Annotated in this window: 33 protein-coding genes and 1 pseudogene; 2 read left to right on the top strand and 32 right to left on the bottom strand. The window is 62.7% G+C overall.

Annotation, left to right across the window (positions count from 1 at the left end; genetic code table 11):
• Positions 1–328 precede the first annotated feature (328 nt).
• From FDY98_RS25755 to FDY98_RS29190, 28 genes are all read right to left on the bottom strand, one after another.
• A complete protein-coding gene (locus tag FDY98_RS25755) occupies positions 329–823 on the bottom strand; it encodes a DUF6573 family protein (protein WP_340147127.1) in 495 nt (164 codons plus the stop codon).
• Positions 718–1092: a hypothetical protein gene (locus FDY98_RS25750; RefSeq protein WP_155706457.1), complete on the bottom strand. Its 375-nt coding sequence runs from the start codon at positions 1090–1092 to the stop codon at positions 718–720. The genes FDY98_RS25755 and FDY98_RS25750 overlap by 106 nt, the downstream gene beginning before the upstream one ends.
• Positions 1093–1877: 785 nt before the next feature.
• Positions 1878–2132 (bottom strand): hypothetical protein, encoded by a 255-nt coding sequence (locus FDY98_RS25745; RefSeq protein WP_155706456.1) that lies wholly within the window; start codon positions 2130–2132, stop codon positions 1878–1880.
• A gap of 72 nt (positions 2133–2204) precedes the next feature.
• Entirely contained in the window at positions 2205–3419 is a 1215-nt protein-coding gene (locus FDY98_RS26390; RefSeq protein ID WP_196518342.1) for a hypothetical protein, read from the bottom strand.
• A 795-nt stretch (positions 3420–4214) separates the two neighbouring features.
• On the bottom strand, positions 4215–4484 hold the full coding sequence (locus FDY98_RS25735) for a hypothetical protein (RefSeq protein WP_155706454.1): 270 nt from the start codon (positions 4482–4484) through the stop codon (positions 4215–4217).
• Complete coding sequence (locus FDY98_RS25730) at positions 4481–4969, bottom strand: M48 family metalloprotease (RefSeq protein WP_196518340.1); 489 nt, start codon at positions 4967–4969, stop codon at positions 4481–4483. The genes FDY98_RS25735 and FDY98_RS25730 overlap by 4 nt, the downstream gene beginning before the upstream one ends.
• 288 nt (positions 4970–5257) lie before the next feature.
• A complete protein-coding gene (locus tag FDY98_RS25725; protein WP_155706452.1) occupies positions 5258–5473 on the bottom strand; it encodes a hypothetical protein in 216 nt (71 codons plus the stop codon).
• Positions 5449–6000 carry a TraG/VirB4 family ATPase gene (locus FDY98_RS25720; protein WP_340147126.1) on the bottom strand — a complete coding sequence of 184 codons (552 nt, stop codon included), beginning with the start codon at positions 5998–6000 and terminating at the stop codon, positions 5449–5451. Before FDY98_RS25720 ends, FDY98_RS25725 begins: the two co-directional genes overlap by 25 nt.
• A 41-nt stretch (positions 6001–6041) precedes the next feature.
• Complete coding sequence (locus FDY98_RS25715) at positions 6042–6329, bottom strand: TraG/VirB4 family ATPase (protein WP_340147137.1); 288 nt, start codon at positions 6327–6329, stop codon at positions 6042–6044.
• Between the two features lie 97 nt (positions 6330–6426).
• Complete coding sequence (locus tag FDY98_RS25710) at positions 6427–6585, bottom strand: hypothetical protein (RefSeq protein WP_155706449.1); 159 nt, start codon at positions 6583–6585, stop codon at positions 6427–6429.
• Between the two features lie 383 nt (positions 6586–6968).
• Positions 6969–7856, bottom strand: coding sequence for a TraC family protein (locus FDY98_RS25705; protein WP_155706448.1), 888 nt, complete (start codon positions 7854–7856; stop codon positions 6969–6971).
• Position 7857: 1 nt separating this feature from the next.
• Positions 7858–8355 carry a TraV family lipoprotein gene (locus FDY98_RS25700; RefSeq protein ID WP_155706447.1) on the bottom strand — a complete coding sequence of 166 codons (498 nt, stop codon included), beginning with the start codon at positions 8353–8355 and terminating at the stop codon, positions 7858–7860.
• Positions 8356–8544: 189 nt separating this feature from the next.
• The gene (locus FDY98_RS25695) at positions 8545–9612 is read right to left on the bottom strand and encodes a TrbI/VirB10 family protein (RefSeq protein WP_155706446.1); all 1068 of its coding nucleotides are present in this window, start codon (positions 9610–9612) and stop codon (positions 8545–8547) included.
• A complete protein-coding gene (locus FDY98_RS25690) occupies positions 9596–9838 on the bottom strand; it encodes a hypothetical protein (protein ID WP_155706445.1) in 243 nt (80 codons plus the stop codon). The genes FDY98_RS25695 and FDY98_RS25690 overlap by 17 nt, the downstream gene beginning before the upstream one ends.
• Positions 9831–10523: a TraK domain-containing protein gene (locus tag FDY98_RS25685; RefSeq protein WP_155706444.1), complete on the bottom strand. Its 693-nt coding sequence runs from the start codon at positions 10521–10523 to the stop codon at positions 9831–9833. The genes FDY98_RS25690 and FDY98_RS25685 overlap by 8 nt, the downstream gene beginning before the upstream one ends.
• Positions 10520–10684, bottom strand: coding sequence for a hypothetical protein (locus FDY98_RS29895; RefSeq protein WP_442908008.1), 165 nt, complete (start codon positions 10682–10684; stop codon positions 10520–10522). The genes FDY98_RS25685 and FDY98_RS29895 overlap by 4 nt, the downstream gene beginning before the upstream one ends.
• A gap of 390 nt (positions 10685–11074) precedes the next feature.
• Positions 11075–11368 carry a type IV conjugative transfer system protein TraL gene (gene traL / locus FDY98_RS25675; protein ID WP_155706442.1) on the bottom strand — a complete coding sequence of 98 codons (294 nt, stop codon included), beginning with the start codon at positions 11366–11368 and terminating at the stop codon, positions 11075–11077.
• Between the two features lie 12 nt (positions 11369–11380).
• Complete coding sequence (locus FDY98_RS25670; protein WP_155706441.1) at positions 11381–11743, bottom strand: TrbC/VirB2 family protein; 363 nt, start codon at positions 11741–11743, stop codon at positions 11381–11383.
• Positions 11740–12153, bottom strand: a complete 414-nt coding sequence (locus FDY98_RS25665; RefSeq protein WP_196518338.1) for a transglycosylase SLT domain-containing protein — start codon at positions 12151–12153, stop codon at positions 11740–11742. The genes FDY98_RS25670 and FDY98_RS25665 overlap by 4 nt, the downstream gene beginning before the upstream one ends.
• 10 nt (positions 12154–12163) lie before the next feature.
• Complete coding sequence (locus FDY98_RS25660) at positions 12164–12958, bottom strand: hypothetical protein (protein ID WP_155706439.1); 795 nt, start codon at positions 12956–12958, stop codon at positions 12164–12166.
• Positions 12955–13593 carry an OmpA family protein gene (locus FDY98_RS25655; protein ID WP_155706438.1) on the bottom strand — a complete coding sequence of 213 codons (639 nt, stop codon included), beginning with the start codon at positions 13591–13593 and terminating at the stop codon, positions 12955–12957. Before FDY98_RS25655 ends, FDY98_RS25660 begins: the two co-directional genes overlap by 4 nt.
• Positions 13593–14198 (bottom strand): hypothetical protein, encoded by a 606-nt coding sequence (locus FDY98_RS25650; protein ID WP_155706437.1) that lies wholly within the window; start codon positions 14196–14198, stop codon positions 13593–13595. Before FDY98_RS25650 ends, FDY98_RS25655 begins: the two co-directional genes overlap by 1 nt.
• Positions 14198–14464 (bottom strand): hypothetical protein, encoded by a 267-nt coding sequence (locus tag FDY98_RS25645; protein WP_155706436.1) that lies wholly within the window; start codon positions 14462–14464, stop codon positions 14198–14200. Before FDY98_RS25645 ends, FDY98_RS25650 begins: the two co-directional genes overlap by 1 nt.
• A gap of 244 nt (positions 14465–14708) precedes the next feature.
• Positions 14709–14942, bottom strand: coding sequence for a hypothetical protein (locus tag FDY98_RS25640; protein WP_155706435.1), 234 nt, complete (start codon positions 14940–14942; stop codon positions 14709–14711).
• Between the two features lie 71 nt (positions 14943–15013).
• A complete protein-coding gene (locus FDY98_RS25635; protein ID WP_155706434.1) occupies positions 15014–16618 on the bottom strand; it encodes a DUF4942 domain-containing protein in 1605 nt (534 codons plus the stop codon).
• A 2-nt stretch (positions 16619–16620) separates the two neighbouring features.
• Positions 16621–16908, bottom strand: a complete 288-nt coding sequence (locus FDY98_RS29890; RefSeq protein ID WP_196518336.1) for a DUF4942 domain-containing protein — start codon at positions 16906–16908, stop codon at positions 16621–16623.
• Complete coding sequence (locus FDY98_RS25625; protein WP_340147125.1) at positions 16838–17173, bottom strand: DUF4942 domain-containing protein; 336 nt, start codon at positions 17171–17173, stop codon at positions 16838–16840. Before FDY98_RS25625 ends, FDY98_RS29890 begins: the two co-directional genes overlap by 71 nt.
• On the bottom strand, positions 17173–17469 hold the full coding sequence (locus FDY98_RS29190; protein WP_340147124.1) for a hypothetical protein: 297 nt from the start codon (positions 17467–17469) through the stop codon (positions 17173–17175). Before FDY98_RS29190 ends, FDY98_RS25625 begins: the two co-directional genes overlap by 1 nt.
• A 221-nt stretch (positions 17470–17690) precedes the next feature.
• Here FDY98_RS29190 and FDY98_RS25620 point away from each other — a divergent pair, with 221 nt between their 5' ends.
• A complete protein-coding gene (locus FDY98_RS25620; protein ID WP_155706432.1) occupies positions 17691–17870 on the top strand; it encodes a hypothetical protein in 180 nt (59 codons plus the stop codon).
• Between the two features lie 227 nt (positions 17871–18097).
• Here FDY98_RS25620 and FDY98_RS25615 read toward each other — a convergent pair whose 3' ends face one another.
• From FDY98_RS25615 to phnC, 4 genes and pseudogenes are all read right to left on the bottom strand, one after another.
• Positions 18098–18994, bottom strand: coding sequence for an NAD(P)-dependent oxidoreductase (locus FDY98_RS25615; RefSeq protein ID WP_340147123.1), 897 nt, complete (start codon positions 18992–18994; stop codon positions 18098–18100).
• 2 nt (positions 18995–18996) lie between these two features.
• Positions 18997–19806, bottom strand: a complete 810-nt coding sequence (phnE, locus tag FDY98_RS25610) for a phosphonate ABC transporter, permease protein PhnE (RefSeq protein WP_086511883.1) — start codon at positions 19804–19806, stop codon at positions 18997–18999.
• Positions 19806–20672, bottom strand: a complete 867-nt coding sequence (gene phnD / locus FDY98_RS25605; RefSeq protein ID WP_086511898.1) for a phosphate/phosphite/phosphonate ABC transporter substrate-binding protein — start codon at positions 20670–20672, stop codon at positions 19806–19808. The genes phnE and phnD overlap by 1 nt, the downstream gene beginning before the upstream one ends.
• A 21-nt stretch (positions 20673–20693) precedes the next feature.
• A pseudogene (gene phnC / locus FDY98_RS25600) lies at positions 20694–21565 on the bottom strand (phosphonate ABC transporter ATP-binding protein); the annotation flags it as partial.
• A gap of 126 nt (positions 21566–21691) precedes the next feature.
• Here phnC and FDY98_RS25595 point away from each other — a divergent pair.
• Positions 21692–22573 (top strand): LysR substrate-binding domain-containing protein, encoded by an 882-nt coding sequence (locus FDY98_RS25595; RefSeq protein WP_086511885.1) that lies wholly within the window; start codon positions 21692–21694, stop codon positions 22571–22573.
• Positions 22574–22621 lie beyond the last annotated feature (48 nt).

Genomic DNA, 22621 nt, shown 5'->3' with positions numbered 1-22621 from the left:
CTCTCGCCGGGCAATCACGGTGAAAAAGTGTTGCTCGCATTGTCGCAGAAACCCAGCACTCTCGGCAGACCCGTGTCCATACGGAACGGGCTGACTGCTCCTCGAGCGAAGGTTCACGCGGCTTTTTGCTGGCACCTACCCAGAGCTGATAGGCCTACATAGGGCTTGAGGAGAGAGCGCCTGACATTCCTGCGAGCCCAGGTATCAAGAGGAAGCAGTGACCCCGTGCTTGTTTCGCATGCGGAACAACCGACCCACGGCGCCATGAAAAAACCCCTGCAGCCAGGCTACAGGGGTTGAGGAATGAAAGGACTAGAGCGCGTGAGCGTCAATCCTCTTCGGGGAGCATGATCGTGATGACCGGCTCATGGTTATCACCAGGGCCAATAGTCATCACCACATGCTTGGGTTCGACCACAAGGCCGGACTCCGCAGGCTCAAGAACGTCTACGATGAACTCCACGTAGCTCGAGCCATGATCACGTGCTGCAGATTCAAGCGCAACCAGCAGCGCATCCTTCAGGCGCTGCTCTTCGCTCAACTGAGCACCGTGAGGCTTGGCGTCAGCATCCCAAGCAACCAGCGAATGCCATGCGCCTATCGTCATTGCCACAGGCACTTTGAAGCCAGTAACACCGCCATGGACCGTTGCGGCTTGCTCACTGACATCAATTAGCTGGCCATCCGCAAGGGCATCAGCGCGGCTGTAGGCATGGATCAGGTCGGTCGCTTCAAAACATGAGTGCGCACCTCCCCTGCACGAGCTGCCAGGAAGGCCTCCATCGGCACATCCGTGACAGACCAGGCCTGGCCAAGCTCCCACAGCCCCTCATCCCGAACCAGGCGGGCAAGGCGCTCAGCAGCAAGGCCGAGATCCCAGCGCTTGAGGCAGCGCTGTGCGAATCCACTGGCCACATGCTCTACCTCCCAGCACCAGGGGGCATCGAGATCGACACCACTCCGCACCTTGAAGGTTTGGCCATCCACTTTGGCCACGCCGAACACGCCGGGCTCCGTGCCCAGGTACTCACCGTGGTTGCCAGATTGGCGGGTGTAGATGACGGCTTCCAGACGATCACCGATCGTTTCCATGATGGCCTCTCTCTCTTGGGTTTCTCACATTCCTGCGAGTGCAGGTCTCAAGAGGAGATAGGGGGAGCAGTGACCCTGGGAGCGGGGCTGTGCCGGGAGGGATGTTTCGCATGCGGAACAAACAGGGGGGGAGGCACCTCCCCGGGACTCAGGAACCGTTGGCCCAGAACGAGAAAAGCTCCCCGGAGGGGAGCTTGTTGAATGCAAGATCAATCGGTCTTGTCCTTGCGAGAATGACAATCGCCAGGATTCAGCTAACTGCTGCCGTTTGGTGGTCACGATGATAGCGGTTGCGCTCGATCTGAATGAACGTGAAGATGCTCACGCCAGCCATGAAAAGCGCAAAAAATGTAACCATCCATCCGAAAAGGCTCATGGTGTCAATCCTTTCTTACTGAGCGTTCACGCTCAATGTAGGCGTGAAGCGCGATACCAGTTAACCAAATAATAGCACCCACGAACAGTAGAGCAACGGATGCTCCTAGAGTGATCTTCTCGCTCGGAGCGAAGAATCCGAGAACACCAGCACCCATGGCGCCAATGCCTAGCTTCCTCATGTCCTCAGTGATCACTTTCAAGCTCTCCAGTCCAACCAGCGGCGGACCAGTGAACAGTCTTCGTCGCACAGTGGCGACCCATCGGTGAAACCTCTCTCTCAATTTCATAGTCTTTCTCCTCATTCCTGCTGCATTGCAGGTCTCATGAGGAGATAGGGCGGCCACTGACACTCAAGCCGCGAGCAGCAAAAAGCCTCCCGCAGCAGGGCTGGGGGAGGCCTTGGTCAATCAGCGATCCGGGCGAACGACCAAGCCATGAACGCCATGGCGAACTGGGTAGGTCCGTCGCTTACCATCGATGGATAGCCGAGCCGAGGCAGCATGCGGCCAATCCTGTCGATGGAACTTCACAACCGCTGAGCGAACCTCGATCCCATACGATGCAGGATCTACAGCTGCTCCAGGTTGCGTCTCCAGTGCCTGCCAGTAACCGGTCAGGTTGGCTCCATCCCGCACAATTAGAACGTCATCATGGTGATCCATCTGTCTCTCCTCATCCCTGCTGGATTGCAGGTCTCGAAGAGAGATAGGGCCGCCAGAGACGCTTGATTCCAGTCAGCTGAACAGCTTAGGCGGGCCGCTTACCTGGGCTTTCGGTGCTTGAGACTTACGGGGCTTCTTGCTCGCCCCCTTGCGCCGCTTCTCCAACCTCCGCTGGATCGGCGACATCTTCTCCTCTGCTGGCGCTGAATCCTGACCACCCCCCTCTCCAGGAAGAGATTTCGTCTGCGCCTCTGCAGTATTCCCACCGGTGCCGGCGGTGCCCAGGGCAGCTTCCTCTGCAACATCCCCACCGGTGCCGGCGGTGCCCAGGGCAGCTTCCTCTGCAGCATCCCCACCGGTGCCAGCGGCGGCCGGGGCGGCTTCCTCTGCAACATCCCCACCGGTCGCGGCGGGACCATCATCGAGCAGCCATGCGGTGTCTTCTGCTGGCGCCTCTGCAACATCCCCACCGGTGCCAGCGGCGGCCGGGGCGGCTTCCTCTGCAGCATCCCCACCGGTCGCGGCGGGACCATCATCGAGCAGCCATGCGGTGTCTTCTGCTGGCGCCTCTGCAACATCCCCACCGGTGCCAGCGGCGGCCGGGGCGGCTTCCTCTGCAGCATCCCCACCGGTCGCGGCGGGACCATCATCGAGCAGCCATGCGGTGTCTTCTGCTGGCGCCTCTGCAGTATTCCCACCGGTGCCGGCGGCGGCCGGAGCAGCTTCCTCTGCAACATCCCCACCTATGCTGGAGTCGCCCTCGAGGAGCCAGGGTGGCGTGTCATCTGCTGGCGACTCTGCATCATCCCCACCGGCGCCATGGGCGTCAGCACGGGGCGCTTCTGCAACATCACCACTGCCAGCTGCCCACGAGGAGAACAGACTGATCTCGCACACCTCGGCCGCGAGGATGCCAGAGCCGGCGGTAGCGCGTTCTACGCGCTTCCCGCTGCCCTGGGTAGGGGACACCCCCGCCTTGCCCTTCTTGCGCCCTTGGGGGCCGAGAACCGTGACCTCATAAGCAGTTGGCTTGGGGTACAGGCCGTGGTGCTCCTCCGGCAGCTCGACGGCCATCATCCCCCTGAACTCGATGATCCCAGACTGCACCCGCCAGAGAGCGCGATCAGCCGGCAGTGACCAGCTGGTGGCCTCGGCTTCCTCCGATGGCTTGCCCTCCAGCTCCGTCACCAGCCACCCCCGCTTTTCCAGCGCCTTCAGCAGCACTTGGGTGAACTGGCCCGCTCCCCCCTCGGGCGCGGTAATCGCCACCCAGGGCGGCGGCCACATCATCATCCACCTTGGCAAGGGCGGCTTCCCGGACATGGTGCTCGGACAGGTACAGTCGATCCCCAACCCGGAATCCAGCTGCCTTGATGCCCTTGGCCAACCCCTTCACCTGATAGGGCACCTGGGGGATGACGCGCAGGAAGGTCTCGATGGCCAGTTCCTCGACATCGATATTCTCCAGCACCTTGGACTTCTCCCCTTTGGTGGCCAGGCCATCGATCTCCCTGAGCTGTTGCAGCAGCTTGCCCGCCCGCCGCACATCATCGCTTTCGAGCCCCGGGAAGGTCTTGGGCATGAGGTTTGGCGAGTGCTCGTATTTCACGGCGAGTAACAGAACCGACCGCTCCACCTCTGGAAGATCCCACCACGCCGAGAACTTCGGAAGGAGCCGGCCGCCGGCTTTGTCGTGGTACTCCTTCATGACCCACTGGCCATTTTGTTTCGCATGCGAAACTGTCTTGCCGATGTCATGGGCGGCAGCCGCCAGGGGGAGGAGGGGATCGGCACCCTCGTACTCAAAGGCTTGATCAATCACGCCAAGGTGGTGATCCAAGAGCGTCGTGCTGTGGCCATCGCCGCAGAACGCATCCGGGTGAGCCTGTAGGTAGCCCAGCAGCTGCTCAATGAGCGGCAAGTGATGCTTGGGCACCTCGCCGGCCAGCTCCGCGGTCACCGGCTTGCTGCACACGCCATCCGGCTCAGGAATCGTGGTGATGGTCAGCGACATCCCCCGGTACTCCCCACGGGACACCTCTCTGACCTTCCGGCGAGCCAGCCCATAAGCCACGAGCAGCATCACAATGGCGGTGCCCAGTACCATGCCACCCAGCAGCCATGGCCAAACGGCGTCTGCACGCGCCAGCACCACCCCCGTTGCCACGCCGGCCGCATTGATCGGCGTGATCTTGCCATCTTCATCGGGCGACCACAGCCCACGTGCTTCCAGCCAGCCTGCAGGGTGTCCGGTCCCAGGGCATAGAACGCGATCACCGAGCCCCCACCGTAGAACAGGGTGAGAGCGATAACCGACCCCAGGAGAGTAGAGCGATAGCCCATCAAGCTCATGTCATGCGCTCCAGACGCTGAATCCGCCGATAGGTCGGCGGGTGAGTAGCAAACAGGCCCCAGTGGGGCTCCAGGCCTCCCGGGAGACGACTTAGCAGCCGGCAACCGGCTGCAGGCGAGGTAGCCCTCGCGGCGTCACGATCGGCCCGGTACTCCATCATGCGACCAAGGTGGCGATCGAAGGCCTTGAAGAGCCAGAGCGCCAGCCGTAAGCCCACCACCGCCAGGCGGTAGTACAGCCGGCACAGCCAGCTCACCACGGGGATTGGTCGCAGCAGGGTGTAGAGCACCCGCGCCAGCCCCAACGCGAGCCGCAGGATGCTGTGCTGGGTCCACCACCACAGGTTGGCCGAGGCGTCCCCGCGGCGCAGGTGTGAGCGCTCATGGGCCACCAGCCATCGCAGCTCGTCTTCTGGCAGGTTCAGGGCTGCACGGGTCAGCAGCACAACCCCACCCGTGGGGCTCGGCAGGGCGTAGGCCTGCAAGGCAGGGACTCGTAGACCCAGACGCGACGGCCAATCTCGCGTGCGCCCGGGAAGAGACGGCTCATGCGTAGGCTGGCTGGCGCCAGCCGCATCCTAACCAGGAGAGAATGGCCATTCCGCCGCCCACCAGGAACGCGTCTGAGCCACGAGTTCACCATGGAGAGGTCGCCCGGGGTGCCGTCAGCTGTAGGGGAGCCGATGAAGACCACTGCCGGCAGCACCACCATGATGGTGTAGCCGAGCGCCCCGGCGACACAGGCCGCCAGGGCGACATCAGCGCCAGCACGCCTAGCCCTTACCTTCCGCCAGCATGCGGATGGCTTCCTGTTTGCTGTGACCCGCCTCGGTGAGCTTGGTCAGGCGGCCTGATCCTTCGGGTTGGTCGAGTACAGGAAGTAGGAGTATTTTCGACCACGAAGCGGAAGAGGCACCACCGCTCTCGTGCTTGACGAACACCTCCGAGTAGCCGGCACCGGGCTTCACCCCGCGCAGCATGTCGAACAAGAACTCGTCCTGACCGCCCAGCTTGCCGTGCTTCTCGGCGTAGTCGAGCGACGGGCCAGACTGCTTGAGCACGAAGGTCCACGGGCGTTGTCGAAGGCCGCCTGGGCGGCCGGTGACAGGTCGGTGTCCTTGAAGCCCTGGGTGATGAAGCCGGCCGAGCCGTAGTATTTCCTGATCCGGCGGAACGCGGTCTCGATGAACTTGCCGCTCTTGGGGTCGGCCAGCAGATCCCAGGCCTCATCGATCAGCATCATCTTCGGGACGTTACGCGGGCGCAGGTACATGTCGCGGGTGGTCCGGGCCATCAGCAGCGTCATGACGACATTGCGCAGCTCCCGATCGACGTTCAGCTCCTCCAGCTCGAGGATGGTGAACTCGTTGGAGAGATCCAGCTGGGGCGCCCCGTTGAACCAGGAGGCGTGGCGACCCACGGCATAGGGCTCGAGCTGCAGGGCGATGTTCTTGGCCACCGGGTCCACGTCAGAGCGCTTCTGCAGCCACTCATAGACATGGCGCGTCTCCAGCACCTCGCCGAGTTCATGGTGACTCTCGAGGATGGCCTTCTCGATCAGCTGGTACTCATAGTTGTTCGGCTCCCGAGGGGGAAGGCCATCTGCGAGATAGCGTCCTTGAGCACCGGGATCATCTCGGCAATCTCACTGCCGCCGTCATCGTCCTCGAAACGCTGCCGCCCCTTGATCCCCCAGAAGGGATTGAGGCTGACCGGGTGGTTAGGGTCGAATCGCAGCTCCTGGCCGCCCAGCAGCTCACACAGCTCCTTGTAGGAGCCGCCCACGTCGATGATCCGCACCACGCCGTCACGACAGCGCATATCGGTCACGAACTCGTTGGCCAGGAACGACTTGCCGCGCCAGAGGTCGCGATCACTGAAAAGTTGTAGCTGGTCGCTGAGTCGAAGATGTCGATGCAGGCCAGCTGGCCACGGCGCGAGATCAACAGCAGGCCATTAGCGTAGAGTAAGGGTTGCCTTCAGGGTCTTTGCGCACCACGGGGCCGTTGCCGCCCCAGTCGCCCTGGCAGATCGCCGTACACGAGGCGTTGAGGCTCGAGACCATCTGCGCCCGTTGCAGGCCCGCGGTCGGCTTGTCCATGCGCGGGTTGTAGCCCCAGGGCAGCGAGGCCATCCAGATTGGCAGGGAGATGTAGCGCTCACGCGAGGCCCGGAACCCGGCCTTCCGCCCAGCGAGGCCACATAGTCCGCATCCGAGGCCGCTCGCTCCGATTCGGTGACGATGTTGATCCCGTCCACATCCGCACCGGGCAGTATTTCGAGCGAGTGTCGTTGAGCAGGCGCTGGTGTCGTTCCGCCGCGTAAACAGTGCGGCATCATCCCTTTGTACCACTCGGAATCACTCATGCATTGCTTGGAATCATGCCCATACGTATGGCAACGTCGTTTTGTGCCTTCTCGGTGGCGGCTTATGGATCGTGGTGTGCATCCAGTAGGCCGGTGCGATGCGATCGGACGCCGATTTCAGCTCGCCGAGCAAGTCGCCGGACATGTAGAGCCGCAGGAGGTCGGGGTAGGAATCGACCGTGAGGGCACTACCTCCACGCTGCGCTGGTCGTCGCTGAACTCTACAGAGCCCGTGGACTTCACCCGCAGCCGAGTACGCTTGTCGAACACGCTGTCAGCGAAAGCCCCCTCCCCGGTCTCCAGGCTGTCCAGCTCTCCCGGGATCATCTGCGGATTCGCCACCCGGCGCAGAATCTTCCTCGCGCCGTGCTCATTGATCAGCGCAGGCCCCAGTCCCATGGAGCTGAAGGCCCCCAGCACGGACTGGCGGAACTCATCGCACGTATGTCGCCATGAACGGATTTCCCCGGGATGCTCCGGGTCTCCATCATAGGTCAGTGTGAAAAATGCGAAGTAATGCACCTCACGCGGGTACAGGCGCTCATTAGGCAGCAGGCTCTCGTTGTTTTGCGCTGCATTGAGCATGTGCTGGCTACGACGCTGCACCAACTCCTGAAGCATCGGGTCTTTGCAATAGCGCAGCCGGCGAGCCTGCCAGGTGGCCACGCGATCCTCGATCGCAGGCGAGCTATGCGCCACGAACTGGATCACGGTATCGGCCGGCGCCCGAGTGATCAGCGCCTCAATCTGCTCCTCGATGTCCTTGCCCGCGACCATCAGCGGTGAGAACTGGAGCCCGAAGCCAATCTGCGGGCGCTGGCCATCGTCACGGACGCAATAGCCGTCCTCGAAGTCCAGGTAGGGCAGGAGGTCGCGGGGATTCTCGCGCTCCACCAGCGCCTCGGCCGCCTGGACCGGGAGGGCCTTGTCGCCATAGTCCGGTGCCCCCTGCTGGATCATCCGGCGCAGCTGGTGGCGCATCCGCGTCATCGCAGTGATCTTCATGTCATTCCTCCGGGATCATGCGCATGCGCGGCTGGACGCGATTCGGGTTGGGCTGATACTGCGGGGCCGGGCGCACTTCCTGGCCGCCGAACGAGGGGCCAATCATGCCGGCGCCGATCCCATCGGCCCGCAGCTCGCCGTAGCTCCATTCATCCGGCAGGGTCACGTACAGGTACTCCCCCGAACGCAGGATGCCGTCTGAGCCACGCCAGGGCGCGACCCAGATCCGCACCGGCTTGCCCGGCCGATACACCGGTTGGTCAGTAAGGCCGCCCCCGTCATAGGGACGCCACTGCTCAACGATCTCCTCTTGCGCCCCGGCGACACGCATCGCAGCACCGGCCATCACACTCTCGGAATTGCCCTGGTTGGCCACCGCCGCCTGATACACATCGGTGGTGCCGACACACTCCTCGCCCAGCTGGCATTCGTGCTGGACGGTTGCGCAGCCACTCAGCAGCAAGAGGACCGCCAGCGGAGAAAATTGCTTCAAAGTCATCGTGGTTACTCCTGGGTCGGCATGGCTTCCGCCAGCTCATAGGCTTCCCATTCGAGGCGCTGGCCTTCCTGGACTACGAAGGTGCCGCGGCGACCAGAGGGGATCTCAATCACGGGAACATGGACTCGGCCTCGGCGATGTACTGCTCGGCCAGGATCTCCATGGCGCGGCCGGCGCCGCCGTACAGGCCTACTTCGCCCCACGCGAGGGGTCGACGGACGTGACGACGCCGCTTCCCGTCACGGTCTGCTGGGTGCCCTGGGCGGCCACGGACGCCAGGCTGCTGGCGCCTTCGGCAAAGCCGGCGAGCATGGCCTTGCCCAGCAGGGCACCAGAGCGCCGCTCGACGTTGCCACGCAGGCCCAGGCGACCATCCGAGTCCACGATGTAGCCGTTTATGGAAGCCTCGAGCATCATGCCTGTCTGAGTATCCACACAGCTGATGCGGGTGACGTTGATATGCGCCCGCTCGCTGGAGAGGTCGCCATATCCGCCGCCCATGCCGAAACAGTCGGAGAGGCGGTAGCGGGCACTCCCCGGCAGGAACGCATCGTTCTGGATGCGGAACAGCACCGGCTGGGGGTTGTTGCGGGTACGCTCGGCCGCACCGAAGTCAGCGCCGGTCAGCATGGCGATGTCGGAGAACGAACCCATGGGCAGGAACCCGGCCTTGGGCGGCCCTTCCTGATCACCATCGTCATCGCTTGAGGCATCCTCGTTGCGCAGGATGCGAGCGTTGCTCTCCCCACCAGAACCGGTCAGCACGATCGGGTCACGTGGCTGCTCAGGCTCCTGGATGTAGGGCACCTGGGGCGGGATGGTGCTACTGCCGCCTGAGGTTGATTGCTGGCGCGGCGGCAATGAGCCACGCGCCGGGGAATCATCCCTGGCCAGGGGCGGGGGTGGGACCACGCCACGGTCTTCGCCCCGAGGCGGACGTAGGTAGTCGGCCGGGTCGCTGGCGCCATTGCGGTCACGACTGGGGCCACCGGTGCCAAAGCTGACGCCTGAGGCGCCAGCACCCTCGCCACGCGCCTCGGACAGGCGATCCTCGAGGGAGCTGATCGTGGTGCGCATCTGCTCGCGGTCTTCACGCATGTTGGATTGCAGCTCCTCGAGCTGTCGCATGAAGGCCTCATCACGCTCCTGCTGGCGCTCGCGCTGCTCGGCCATCGCCTCATTGGCATCCTGGAGCTGGCGCTGGAGCCTGGCGATCGTGATCTCCTCGCCGCGGGAGGTATCAGGCGAGGTATCCACGAACTCCGGGGGGTGGCGTCGTGTTGGGGCGGGTGCGCTCGCTGACCGCCTTGCTGGCCACCAGCCAGATCACCAAACAGGCCGCGCCACCATAGAGCAGCCATTTCCGGGTCTGGGCCTTCTCCAGCAGGCGCTGGGTCTTGATCTTGGACTTCGGCTTGACCTTGCTGGTCTTGCCCTCGGCCGAGGCCGGGGCGCCCGTGTGCTTCTCTTGCTCATCAGCCACGATCCACCTCCACCACGATCATCCGGGGGCGGTCGCCTTCACTCACGGTATCTCCCTCCAGGGAGATGGCCACCACGCCTTGCCGGTAGAAATCTCGGGGCTCTACCTCCACCGCCACATCCGAGGACAGGCGATAGACGTTCACCACATGGCCAGAGCCGCGGTACTGGGTCTCTGCTGTCAGGCGCAGGGTGCCACCGTTGGGCATCGTCAGCCGCGCACTGGGCGGGGCGCCAGCCGGCTCAAAGCCGTTCGGGCGTTCACCCTGGAACGCCGACAGGATAGTGTCGGCAATCCAGCGATCCTGGGGCCGGCGCTCTTGCTCCGGCTCCCGGGAGAGATCCGGGGCATTCCGGTAGCGGAACACCTGGGCATCAATGCCGCTCTTGGGTTGCACTCTCACCGTGAAGGCCTCGCCGCTGCGCAGCTGGACGAACACGGAGAACGGGTCGGCCTCGTCGGCCGGACGCATCAACAGACCCCGCTTGCCATCGGTGGGCACGGGGTTATCCCGCAGCTCGGCCTCCGGGGGGATGACGATCTGCGAGTAGGGCTCGGGGAACACGAGCCGGTTGTAGGCATCAGTGGACATTTCCACCGTCTGGACTTCATCGCTGGCGCCAGCAAGGGGAGCAACCGCCAGGGCCGCCACCGCTACCAGCCGCAGCATCTTGGGCTTGTTCATTGTTCCTCCACAGAGAAGGCTGCCAGGTACGGGATGCCATTGCTGAAGCTGTAGCGAACGCGATAGACGATCGGATCGTCTTCCACGAGGTCACTGCCGTGCCACACACGCAGGCGGCCATAGACGCGAACTGTGTCATCCCGCGCTTCTGAGCGCTCCACGAACAACGCCTGTGAGCGCTCGGAGTCTTCGAGGTCAGGCACCCGCGCCTGAAGGTCGGTGCCTGCCCTCGCGTAGAGGGCAGGGTCATCCGGTTCTGGAAGCGACCGTACTGGCTGGCCACGTTCGCCGGGGTCCAGCTGCTGTGCAGCTGGACATCCGCGATGGCGATCTGGCTCAGATACTCCCCATCGGTGTGGCTGGCGCGGGCACCCACTTCCACCGGGCCTTCCAACACATGGAGGTCATAAGGGACCAGCCGAGTCGGCATGTTGCCGCCAGCTGGACGTAGCTCGTCATCATGTAGAACAGCATCCCTGCGAGAAGCAGAGAACTGAACATCCAGCTCCTCGCAACGATCCATTGATTTCGCAATGCGTTGAGGTATTTCATCAGCGCATGTACTCCAATCGCATCGGGCGAGGCCCAAATCTGGCCAGAAGCGGGTCAAGCCGGAGCCCCATGCGCCAAAGCATATGCTGTACCTGGCCGCGCTTCTGCCCCGCCCGCATTTTCTTAGCCATCATCATCATGAAGATGGCTACGACTAGGCCTGGCACGAACAGGCGCATAATAATGGCTACCCCTAACACCATGATCGCCACCACCACCTCAGTGATCTCCCAGGCGAAGATCGGGATGGGGGCATCAATGTCCTTGGGGATTCGGTAGGACTCGTTGGACATGACCCGTCCCTCTTAGATGTCGGCGAACCAGCTGAAAATCATCTCGATCATGTAAGGCCCCACCGCGAAGGCGCCGGCAATGCCCAGCCCGAGGAAGGCCGGTGCCGCGGACTGACGCGCCAGCCCGAACAGGCAGCCCATGATCAAGGCGAGGATCGAGATACCGATACCGAACGGGCCGTGAGCCAGGTCTTTCACCTTGTCGGCAAAGTCCTGGAACTCATCGGCCATCACCGGCGAGGACACCATGAGCATGGCCATCAGGAAGAGCCCCTGGTTGGTCAGCTGGTCCTTCTTGGTCACGAGATTCTGGCGGAAGGTAGCGAGCTTGCCCGGCTTGGCCGCAGACTCACGCATATTGATGGACGTTTTCATTGGTACTGATCTCCTAGTATTGAGAGGACTTGCGATGCGTAGCGCTGCCCAACAGGCAGTGTCGGGTTGCCAGCGTTATAGGCGGCCAAGGCCGCTTCCCAGTCGCCAAAGCGCGTGATGTTCTCGTAGAGAATCCACGTGCCTACGGCGATGTTCGTACACTCGTTTTCCAGCAGCTCCTGCTCGGTGATCCCCCACTGCTGGAGGTAATTCCGGTTGGTCTGCTGGTCGAGCCACCATGTATTGATTTGCATGGCTCCCAGGTCATAGGTGCCATTGCTGTTCGGCCCCACGCGGCCTACCGCCTGTCCCCGGCTGCCGCTCTCCTGCTGGCGCACGGCGGCGACGATCTCGATGGGCACTTGGTAGTAGTCCGCGATCTCGATGGCACAATCAGGTAGGGCGAACACTGACCACCTCCTAGTTCTGCTGCTCAGTGGTAGCGGTAGCGGGCGGCGCCTTGGCCTCCTCGCTCGCCTGCTCGGTCTCGGGAGCCGAAGGCGCCTGCTCCGCGGCCGGCTTGGGCGGCTGGAAGGGCGTCAGCATGCGCTCGGCCACCATGGCGGTCGGGCTCACTCGATCCATCACGAGCCCCACCTCCAGACTCTCCTCGAACCCACCCTCAGCCCCTGGCTTGGGGATCTTGCGCAGCAGGCCGGTCACGCGGCCTTCCACATGCAGCGGCATGCCCGCCTCGTACTTGGCGAGGCGATCCACGACACGGCCGTAAGCGGCCAGGCCAATGACGCCGGTGTGCTGGAACGAGCGGCCGAGGTCGGGACGATCCGGGCCGATTTGCAGGTAGGCGGTGCTCGGCGGCCCCTCTTTCTCGGGCGACTTCACGCCACGCAGCAGGCCGATGGCGATAAAGCGGTTGAAGAGGTGCTTCTCGACGTTGCCCTCGAGGACTGGGGCGGCGGCCTGGATGTTGTTCGCCACCAACTCAGCGCCGAGGTGCTGCTCGCCGCTGAGGTGAGAGCGGCGCACGATGCCGCCGACATGGCCGAAAATTTCGATGTAGGAGTTCACCTCGAGCTTCGCGGCCCGGTCGGAGAGGTGGCCGGGGATGCGCACGATGATCTGGTTCACCGACTGGATCAGCGCCTCGGTGGTCTTCTTGTTCTTCCCCACCTTCAGCACCATCAAGCCAGAGCGTCCGCGCTCCTTCGGGGGTTCCTTCCTCAGAATCTGCGCATGGGCGATAAAGACGTTCATTGGTCAGCCTCCAGGTGAAAAATCTCGACGCGGCGGTTGGCCGCTCGCGCTGCATCGGTCGTGTCGTTGACGAGCTTGGGGTAGGTGCCATTGCCTTCCGTCAGGAAGCGCACGTTCGGCCACGCCTGGCGCAGACGTTGCGCGATCGCCTCGGCACGACGCTGGGAAAGGGGGACGTTGTAGCTCTCGGGGCCGATGTGATCGGTGTACCCGACCACCAGGACGCTGCCGCTCAGGGCCTCCCCTTCCAGGAAGGATGCGAGCTGGCGCTGGGCCTCCGGCGTCAGAGCAGTGGAGTCGAACTCGAAGTTGAAGCGTGCCAGCGGCAGCGAGTCCATGGCGTCCCGGTGTGACTGCGGTAGTGAGGCATACCGCTCTTGCCAGTAGCGCTCGTCATAGACCCGGCCGCCCGTGGCATAGCGGGTCAGGCCCTTGCCGGCGCCGTAGTACCAGTTGTAGGTGTGGGTGGCGTAGGTGCCCTGCTGGGTGTAGGGGGGCACGTAGACATAGCGACTGGTGAGGGTGTTGTAGGCCTCGGGCAGCTCAGTACGGCGCTCCGGCTCGGGGGGTGTCGCGACACAGCCCGCCAGGACGGCCGCGATCGCCACGGCCAGCGCAGGGTTACGGATCGGCATCAAAGAGTCTCCAGATAGTCGATGACCGCCTGCGCCTTCGCGTCCACGTCCGCCGGCAGGCTCAGCAGCTCCACGCCAGAACGCGACACCACGGCAAAGGACGGGAAGGAGCGCAGTCCGGCTCGCCGCGCCAGCTCGACGCCACGCTCCAGAGCCTCCTGGGAGCCCGGTGCGTCGATATGGTCCTCAGCAAAGTCGTTCCAACGGACCTGGGGCAGGTGCAGCTCCAGGTGCGCCAGCACGGCGTCCAGCTCGTTGAGCGGCACGTTGGTGGCGCCAGCGGCCAGGAAGGCACGCCTTGCCTCATCGGCAATGCCCGGGATGGTCCGGGAGGCGTAATAGGCGCGTTCACGCCACGCTTCTGCGAGGCGGGTGTGAGAGGGAAGGGGGACATAGCGATAGTCGAGCCCGGCGCTGTCTACCGCGGCCTCGATGCTGTGATGATGCTGCCCCATCTGCTGGCAGAACTGACAGTCAAAGCTGGCGAACTCGACCAATGCAATGGGCTGATCACTGGCGGTCGCCGCTCCGGCGCTCAGGCCAGCGGTGATGACCATCGCCGTCAGGGTGCGGCGGAAAGCGGTAATGATGCGGAGAGCGGGCATTAGCGGCCCTCCTCATCCAGCGCGTCACCGTCGACTTCGCGCTGATACTCCTGCCAGCTCTCCTCGTGCAGCAGGCGCCACAGGGTAAAGCGACAGGCATAGTCCGTGGACAGGAAGAACTCGTGAACAGAGTCCTGATACTGCGAAACTGTCAGCTGAGTCAGCGAGGTCACGACATTGCCCGCCCACAACACTGGCTGGCAGCCGCGCTCAATTCTCTCCTGGGAGTTTGTCGCCAGAACGATCCAGGCAACCCAGACCAACATCGCTACGCCGATCAGCGTGCTACCACGCATCGCAAACATTGATTCCGCCTCCAGCGGTGCTCTCTCATCAGTTGCCCGATTGGGCCTCACTGACGGATAGGGGCGGCACTGACGCTAAAGGGCACGATCGGCGAAAAAAGTTTGCCAGGGCGCGTTTTTTCGCATGCGAAACAAGGATGGTGGGTTCAGGTGCGAGGGGAGTGTCACACGATGATGCAGGCCAGGGCTGGCGCTGGCGCTGGCACTAGAAGAGGGTGAGCTGGGCCTCGGCTGCGAGAGACGTTTCTGGTGGGATCAGCACGCTTGGAGCGCTTTCGACGTAATGCCCCGAGGCATCATCGGCCCCCGCGAGCCAGGCCATGTCCTCGGCTGTCCAGGCACGGAAGGGTGACGGCTGGTAGTGGCCGTAGGTGCGGTACAGCTCCTGGGACAGTCGATAGGCCTCTTGGCAGGTACGGCTCATGCGATCTCCACTCATGGGCATGCTCCTGGCGATGCTACCGATCGGGAACGGCTGGCGCGAGAGGGTGCCCAGCGCCAGCCATAGGCTCAACCACTCGGCCGGTCAGCCACCAACAGCGTCACGGTGACCCCTGTGCCGGCGAACTCGCCCTGCCGCGGCTCTGACCAGGACATCGACCACCCGGGCAGCAGGTCTTTGCCACGCAGGGAGCCCGGCAACACGGCCACCAGCCGCCCGCCCGGGGCGACACATCCCGCTGCTGCGGCAAGGTGCAGGTTGGCCCGGCCCTGGCTGAACGGTGGGTTCATCACCACCTTGGTGAAGGCGCCAGCCACCCGCGGAGATGCCGCCCAGGCCAGAAAGTCACCCTGCTCGCAGGCAAACCCCTTAGCCTCAAGTACCCGGCAATGCAGGTCGGCCAGTTCGACGCAGACGGTCTGTGCCTTGGGGAGATGGTCGGCCAGGTGCCCCTGGCCGGCGCTGGGCTCCAGAATGCTGTCCTCTGGGGTGATCCCCGCCAGCGCCACCAGCTCCTCGGCCAGGGTGCCGGGGGTCGGGTAATACTGGTGCGAGCGCTGTTCCGGCAGGCAACCGTTCATCACCACCAGCGCCAGCGCATCCTCGGGCTCATAGTCGAAGGCATAGGTCGCGGTGTCCTGTTTGACGGCACCGAGGCCCACCAGGGTCTCCTCCACGAGCTGCCGGACGTGCTTGGGCTGCTGATCGAGGCTGTGCCATGACAGTCGAAGGATGCCCCCTTCGAGGCGGCCATCCGCGATCAGGCTGATGACCGGCGAGGGCAGCGGGGTCTGGAGAGCTGCAAAGCGCTTCTCGCTGGCGCGTGACGCCGGGCGGCGACGGAATGAGGCCGGGATGGCAGAAGGGTAGCGACTGGCGAGGACTGCATTCAGGCGGTAAGCCAGATCCGGGTGAACCTCGACGTGACAGGTTCCCTTCTTGTACAGCTTGAGCCTGATGGCCCCGCCATCGAGGTCATGCCACACCCCGAGACGACGCTTAACCAAGTCCAGGGCCTTGAGGGTGGTGTCGCACAACGGCTCCTCGCGGCCCATGAACCGCGCCAGCACATCGCGCAGGTCATGCAGATAGCCGCTGCGCCGGGTGTCGATGAAGTCGAATACATCGAGCAGTCCGCCAAAGATCATCTTCTTGCTGAAGCCTTCCGGCCGGTTGGTGACGTGCTCCCCCGAAAGCGCCCGGAACACCCCGTCCACCTTCTCCGCGAAGAACTCAGCCCGCTGGCGCAGTAGCTGCTCCAGGGTGGCCCGAACGCTCTGCTCCTCGAAGGCAGGCACCTGATGGCGCTGGATGGCGTCGTGCCACTCATTGCGGCGAGCGGCCGGCATCACGTCGAGCACATCGGTCATATTGAGCGTCTGCTGCCACATGTCCGCATCCAGGGCCGCGATCGCCTTCTCCACGTTGAACAGCCGAGACACCTGGCTGCCGCCGTACCGGGAAAGGTCGTGGTTGGCATCCAGAAAGAGGGCCATGGCCCCTTGGTATCCCTCGCCAAGCACGAGGTCAGCCAGCGCCTCGACCTCCGCTTTCCGCGCCTCGCGCTTACCCACGAGGTTGTCGATCATGTCGGCCGCCACCGGGGCGAAGAACTCTCCGGGGTCGCTTAGGTACTCAGTGCTGGCGCGGTTCTCGATGGGCTCGTGGATCATGGTCAGGCTCCCGTCTTTCTGTGGTGGTCATGCGCCAGCGCAGCGCCGCAGTAGTCCGCGATCAGGGCGTTGATGCGGTCGATGTGATCCTCTCGCTTCAGCCAGAGGTGCAGGTTCCCGTTAGCAAACCAGCGACAGCGCAGCCAGTCCGTCTCAAGCTCCCCTGTGCGCTCACCTCGGCCAACAGGGCGGCCTTGCGGCTCTCCTCCAGGCGGTAGCTCAGGCGCTCGCCGTGGGGCACCTGTGAGGGCTCTGGCCCTCCAGCACCAGCAAGATCCGCTCCAGGTCATCCACCCGCTCTCTGGCGCTGCTGAAGCTCGCCCAGCCGCCGTATTGGCTGAACGCGCCATTCAGAACGAGCCGGCGTTGGATCTTGAACGCGCTGTGGCTGCGGTACTGCTTGCAGAGCCCGGAACAGCTCAACGACGCCGCGGCGGAAACCTCATGGCGCTTCTCGAACAGCGCCACGAACGTCCCCTGGATAGCCTCACGGCTCAGCGGCATGGGGTCGCTGTGGAGCTGGCGCTCGATGGCCCTCTTGTCGTCAGCGGTCATCAGGTCGCCCAGGCCCGACGAGTCGAGGAGCCAGCGCCAGCCATTGCCGTCATAGGCCGCTGGGTGGCCTGCATCACTTCCTGCTGAAACCCCTCCGGGCGGGTGTCGAGACTGAACCAGGACTGCTGGCGCAGGGCACTGGTGAACTCGGTGCCGCGGATGGGCATGAGGGTGGTGGCCTCCACCAGTTGCGCCATGGCCGACGCCACCAGCGCCAGCGCCTTCTCCCGACGCGCCAGCAACTCATCCATCGCGCCCATGGCGGGCGATGGCACCTGCATCTGTGGTTCCAGCATTGGTGTTCCTCCTCGGCGAGCTGGGGTAGCATGTAAACACTTTACGTCACTATAGCTATTTACATCAAGAGAAAAGGTGTTCTTTGAACACTTTTAAGGAGTGGACCATGGATCAGCCAAGCGTGACACCAGGGCAGCTATACGCTGCTCTGGCGAGGCTCAGAATGAAGGGGAGGGCGTGCGACGCCGCGACGGACGTTCTGACGGGAGTGTGCGATAGATTGAGCGAGGCCGGGGAACGCCACGGCATCAGTCGGGCGGCGGTATCCCAGGCGGTGAAGCGGATACAGGCCGAGCTGGATAGGGAGTTTGTCACGGTGGCGGTGAGGCTCCCCAAGGACAGGCTAGGGGAGCTTGAGGCGTGGCTTGACGCTAAAGGCGGCAGCCTATCTGCCGAGTGAATAAATCACACCACGCTGGGTTTATTAGGGGTATCCGGAATAGCTGGTTGATCTCCCCAAATCAGCAGGTTGGGGCGAGAGGTAAGCTGGGAGACTGGGCCTGGCCCCGCCTCCCCGGCTGACGATGGTGTTATGGGCAGACGGCTAGGCGTATCTCAGCCTCGGCGACCGCGTCTTCGGGCGCGCGTCCGGCGAGCACGGCCAGAATGTTGTCCGCAGCCGGTGTTCTATGGCGCGTCGGGCACTGTGTACAGCCGAACCCAAATGGGGAGTGAACAGGGGTTTTCGGCCAGCAACAAAGCGTCCGGAATTTTTCGCAAACGCTCCAGATAAGCCCAATCTTCGCAACTGAACACGTCGGCGGCGTAGCCCCCCAGGCGGCCTTCCGCTAGCACGTCGGCTACCGCCAATTCATCCACCACAGAGCCGCGTCCCACATTGATCAGCAGTTGGCCCGGCTTACAGGCACGCAAGTGCGCGGCATCCAGAAGGTGCCAGGTTTCTTCGGACAACGGCAACAAAGAAAACACAAAGTCCGCTTGCGCCAGCGCGTCCTGAAGCGAGCAATTCACCACCCCCGGTAAGCTGGCGTGAGTGTCCACACCCAGTATTCGGGCGCACCCAAACCCCTGCAAGCGCTCCACCAGGGCGCTGCCCAAACGGCCAAGCCCCAGTACGGCGACGGTGGAATTGTGCAATCCGTAGCCGTAAAAGTGCGGACGCCAACCACGGTAATTGCCTTGCCGGACAAAGGCATCACCTGCGCGCACATGACGGGCGAGACCCAGCGCCAGCGCCACGGCCAGTTCAGCCGTGGGGGCGGTGAGCAGGTCCGGCACAATGCTGAGCCACACCCCGGCTTGGGCGCAGGCCTCGGCATCGTAGTTGTCGTAGCCTTTCAGCGCGCAGGCGATGATTTTTAACCGCGGTGCGTTGGTCAGTAATTCGGTGTCCACTCGGTCCGTCATAAAAACCCATGATGGCGGTAGCGTCGGCGCGCGGCGGCACACTTCAGCGTAGGGCCAGGGTTCCAGATCGGGGTTCATGTCCACCTCGGCTACGGCAGCCAATCGGTGGTATACATCCTCGTGTACCGGGTGGGTGATCAAAATCTTGTCTGTCATAGTTATCGAAGCCTTTTTCGCAAAGCGGCACCTATGCCGTCTACCACAACAACGCAGGCCAGAATTGCCAGCAATATGGCCGATACTTCGGCGTAGTTAATCAGGCGCAGAGCGGCCATTAATTCAAAACCGATACCACCGGCACCGACGATGCCCAACACCGCCGAGGCACGGAAGTGATATTCCCAGCGGTAGATGGTGATGTCCGCCAATTGCGGTAGCACTTGGGGCATTACCGAGTGGGTAATCACCTGCATGCGGCTAGCCCCGGCGGCACTGGCCGCCTCCAGGGGTTTGGGGTCTACATGCTCTATGGCTTCGGCGTAGAACTTGCCCACCATGCCCACCGAGTGCAGCGCCAGAGCCAGCACACCGGGCAATGCGCCAAAACCCACCGCAGCCACGAACAGTATGCCCAATATGATTTCGGGTACGGAGCGCAGCGCCGCCAACAGCGTTCGTGCACTGTGGTACACCCAGGGGTTGGGCGAGGTGTTCGCCGCCGCCAGCAATGCCAGTGGCAGTGACAACAGCACCGCCAGCACCGTGCCCGCAATGGACATGGCTAAAGTATCCAATAGCGGTTTAAGCCAGTGCTGCCAACGGCTAAAGTTGGGTGGCACCATTTCCGAAGCCAGCTGTGCGATGGCCGGGCCGCCCTCAATGAAGCGCGCCGGGTCAAAAAAGCCGGTGATTGCGAGAGCCGCCAGACATACCGCCAAAATCACGGCCACCAAACGTGCCTTGCGCACCGCTTGGGTCCGGGCTTGGCCCAGGAGGTGGTCGTAGGATGGTGTTGCCACCGAGCTCATTACATTTCTCCCAGGTTTATGTTCAGAATGCGGGCGGTATCACGCAGCACGTCATAGGCCGAATCGTCGGTGGCGGCAAAGCCTTCAACCCGAAACGCCGCCAGTACTTCGGGGCTCGACATGTTCAAAAACGCATCGCGAATGGACTGCTTCAGCGCCGGAGCCAAGTCGCCCTGCATGACAATGGGATAGTTGGGAATCGGTGCAGTTAGCTCCAGCTCTACCAATTTGCTGGCGTCCACCGTACCGCGAGCCACCAACATATCGTAGATGGGTTTGGACAGAGCGCCGGCCGGAATCTGCCCCGCCTGAACCGCCCGGGCTACCGCATCGTGAGTCCCCAGGTGTACCGGTCGATAGTCTTTATCGCCATCCAGTCCGACTTGGTTGAACAGGTGTGCTCTCGGAACCAAATGACTGGAAGTGGACGCTTGGTCACCATAACCAAAAGACTGACCGCGTACATCCGCCAAAGATTTCACCGGGCCGGCGGCGTTGGCGATGATGACGGAGTGGTAGGTGGGAGTACCGTCTTCAACGCCTACAGCGAACGGCTCCAGACCGGGCGCGAGGGACTTGGCTAACACATAGGACAAGGGGCCAAAGTAAGCCACTTCAATACGGCCGAAACGCATGGCTTCAATCATGGAGGAGTAATCCGTGGTGACCACAATTTCGATGCGTTTGCCCAGGGTTTTTTCCAAATATTGTTTTAGTGGCTGAGCGTTTTGAATCAGAGTGGAGGCGTTTTCATCGGGAAGCAGGGCGACACGCAGGCGCGAAGGGTCTTTCCCTTCGGCAAATGCCGGTGTGCAAACCAGGGTCAATAAGCTTAAGCAGGCAACAAATAGCCAATGCAGTTTCATAATAATCTCCGAGAGTAATTTACAGGGCTGAAGGAAGTGGAGCATCGCGGAATGGCTCATTCCGCAAGGCCTGTGAGGTTGTTCTTGCGTGGATTTGGCTTTGTCCGGTCGTTGATAAAGTCCATGGGCGGCGGCCTCGGTGAGCGCGCCGGGCAGGCCGTCGAATACCACGGCACCGCTACGCAGACCGACAATGCGGTCGGCAAAACGCCGGGCGAAATTCACTTGGTGCAAACTGACGATAGCGGTCAGTCCATCGCTCTTACAGATGCTGTGAATCAGGGTCAGCAGTGCTCCGCCGTGGCGGGGTCGAGACTGGCCACAGGTTCGTCGGCCAGCAAAATGGAAGGCTGCTGAATCAGCGCCCGGGCCACACCAACACGCTGCTGTTGCCCGCCGGACAATTGGTCGGCCCGCTGCAGGGCATAGTCCAACAGACCCACACGATCAATGGCCGCCAGCGCCATGCGCTTCTCATCTTTGGACCAGGGCAACAGGGTGCGCCAGCTGTTGTGGTAGCCAATACGCCCAAGCAACACATTGTCCAAAACGGACAGCCGCCCAATCAGGTGATGTTGCTGAAAAATCATGCCCGTTTGGCGGCGGTGGGCTCGCCGTGCTTCGGCCGTAGCGATATCCCCACAAGCCGAAGACAGGACTTTGCCTTGTGAAGGCTTTACGAGCCCGTTCAAACAACGCAGCAACGTGGACTTACCGGCACCGGAAGCGCCCAATAGAACCACAAACTCGCCTTGCGCAAAGGCCAGGGAGTTGGGCTGTAACGCTTGATGACCGTTGCTGTAGGTCACACTCAATTGTTCGGTTTGAAGTTGTGCCGGTTGGCTCGGGGATGCAGTATCCCGGGCGGCGGCCTCGGTGTTGGTGCTCGACATAATCTTGGCTCCTCTCCAGGGGTTGGAGCCGACAGTATGCCGAGCCTTGATGACGTGCCTATTAATTAAATCGACATATTTACCGCTTAGGGTATAGGTGGAGTCTATAGTCTCGCGGAGTGAGTAATGACAAATTCATCCAGCGCCGAACTTCGAGCCTTCGAAGCGGTTGCCCGCTGTGGCAGCCTGTCCGCCGCCGCCCGCTTTTTGGGATTGCGCCAGCCTACGGTTTCCGCCCACTTGAGCCGCCTGGAAACCCGCTACGGTGTGGAGTTATTGCACCGCACGCCGCGCGGTGCCGAGCTGACGGACTTTGGCAAACTGCTGCACGAAACCACCAGCCGCCTTTATCAGACCGAACAGCAAGCCATGTTGCTACTGCTCAGTGCCCGTTGCCAGTATCAGGGCCATTTGAAAGTCGGGGCCATAGGGCCCTACAACGTGACGCCGATGATCAAACGATTCCGCGAGCAGTACCCGCAGGTGCGAGTGTCTGTCTGCATGGGCGATTCGCGCCTGATCACCCGACGCGTCCTGGATCAGGAAGATGATGTGGGTGTGGTGTTGCATCACGTGGATGACCCCAATGTGTGGTGTATGCCGTTCAAGCGGCAACTGTTGGTCGTGTTCGCCGCCGTGGGCCATCCGCTGGCCCGTAAAAGTTCATTGACTCTGCATGACCTGCAGGATCAGGAATTTGTGATGCGCGAAGATGGTTCACGCACGCGCACCGTGTTCGAGCTCGGCCTGGCCGCCGCGGGGGTGAGAGTGCGCACATCCGTGGAGATGGGCAGCCGGGAAGCCGTTCGCGAAGCTGTGGCTCAGGGCTTGGGGTTGGGCGTCGTCGCGCAAACGGCTTTTACGCCCAGTAAGCGATTGGTGGCCTTACCCGTGGCAGGGTTGGAGCTCTATACACACGCGCACGTCATCTGTCTCAAGGACCGGGCAGAAGCCTCATTAATCAGTAAGTTTTTGGCCGTGGCGGAGGCGTCACGAGTTGGAGGGTGAAGGTGCCCCATCAACCATTAAATCCGTATACCCTTTATTAGAAGGGAG

The organism is Halomonas sp. PA16-9, from assembly GCF_009728585.1.
In the GTDB taxonomy this organism is placed as follows: Bacteria; Pseudomonadota; Gammaproteobacteria; order Pseudomonadales; family Halomonadaceae; genus Vreelandella; species Vreelandella titanicae.
This window is presented reverse-complemented; position numbering and strand designations above follow the sequence as displayed.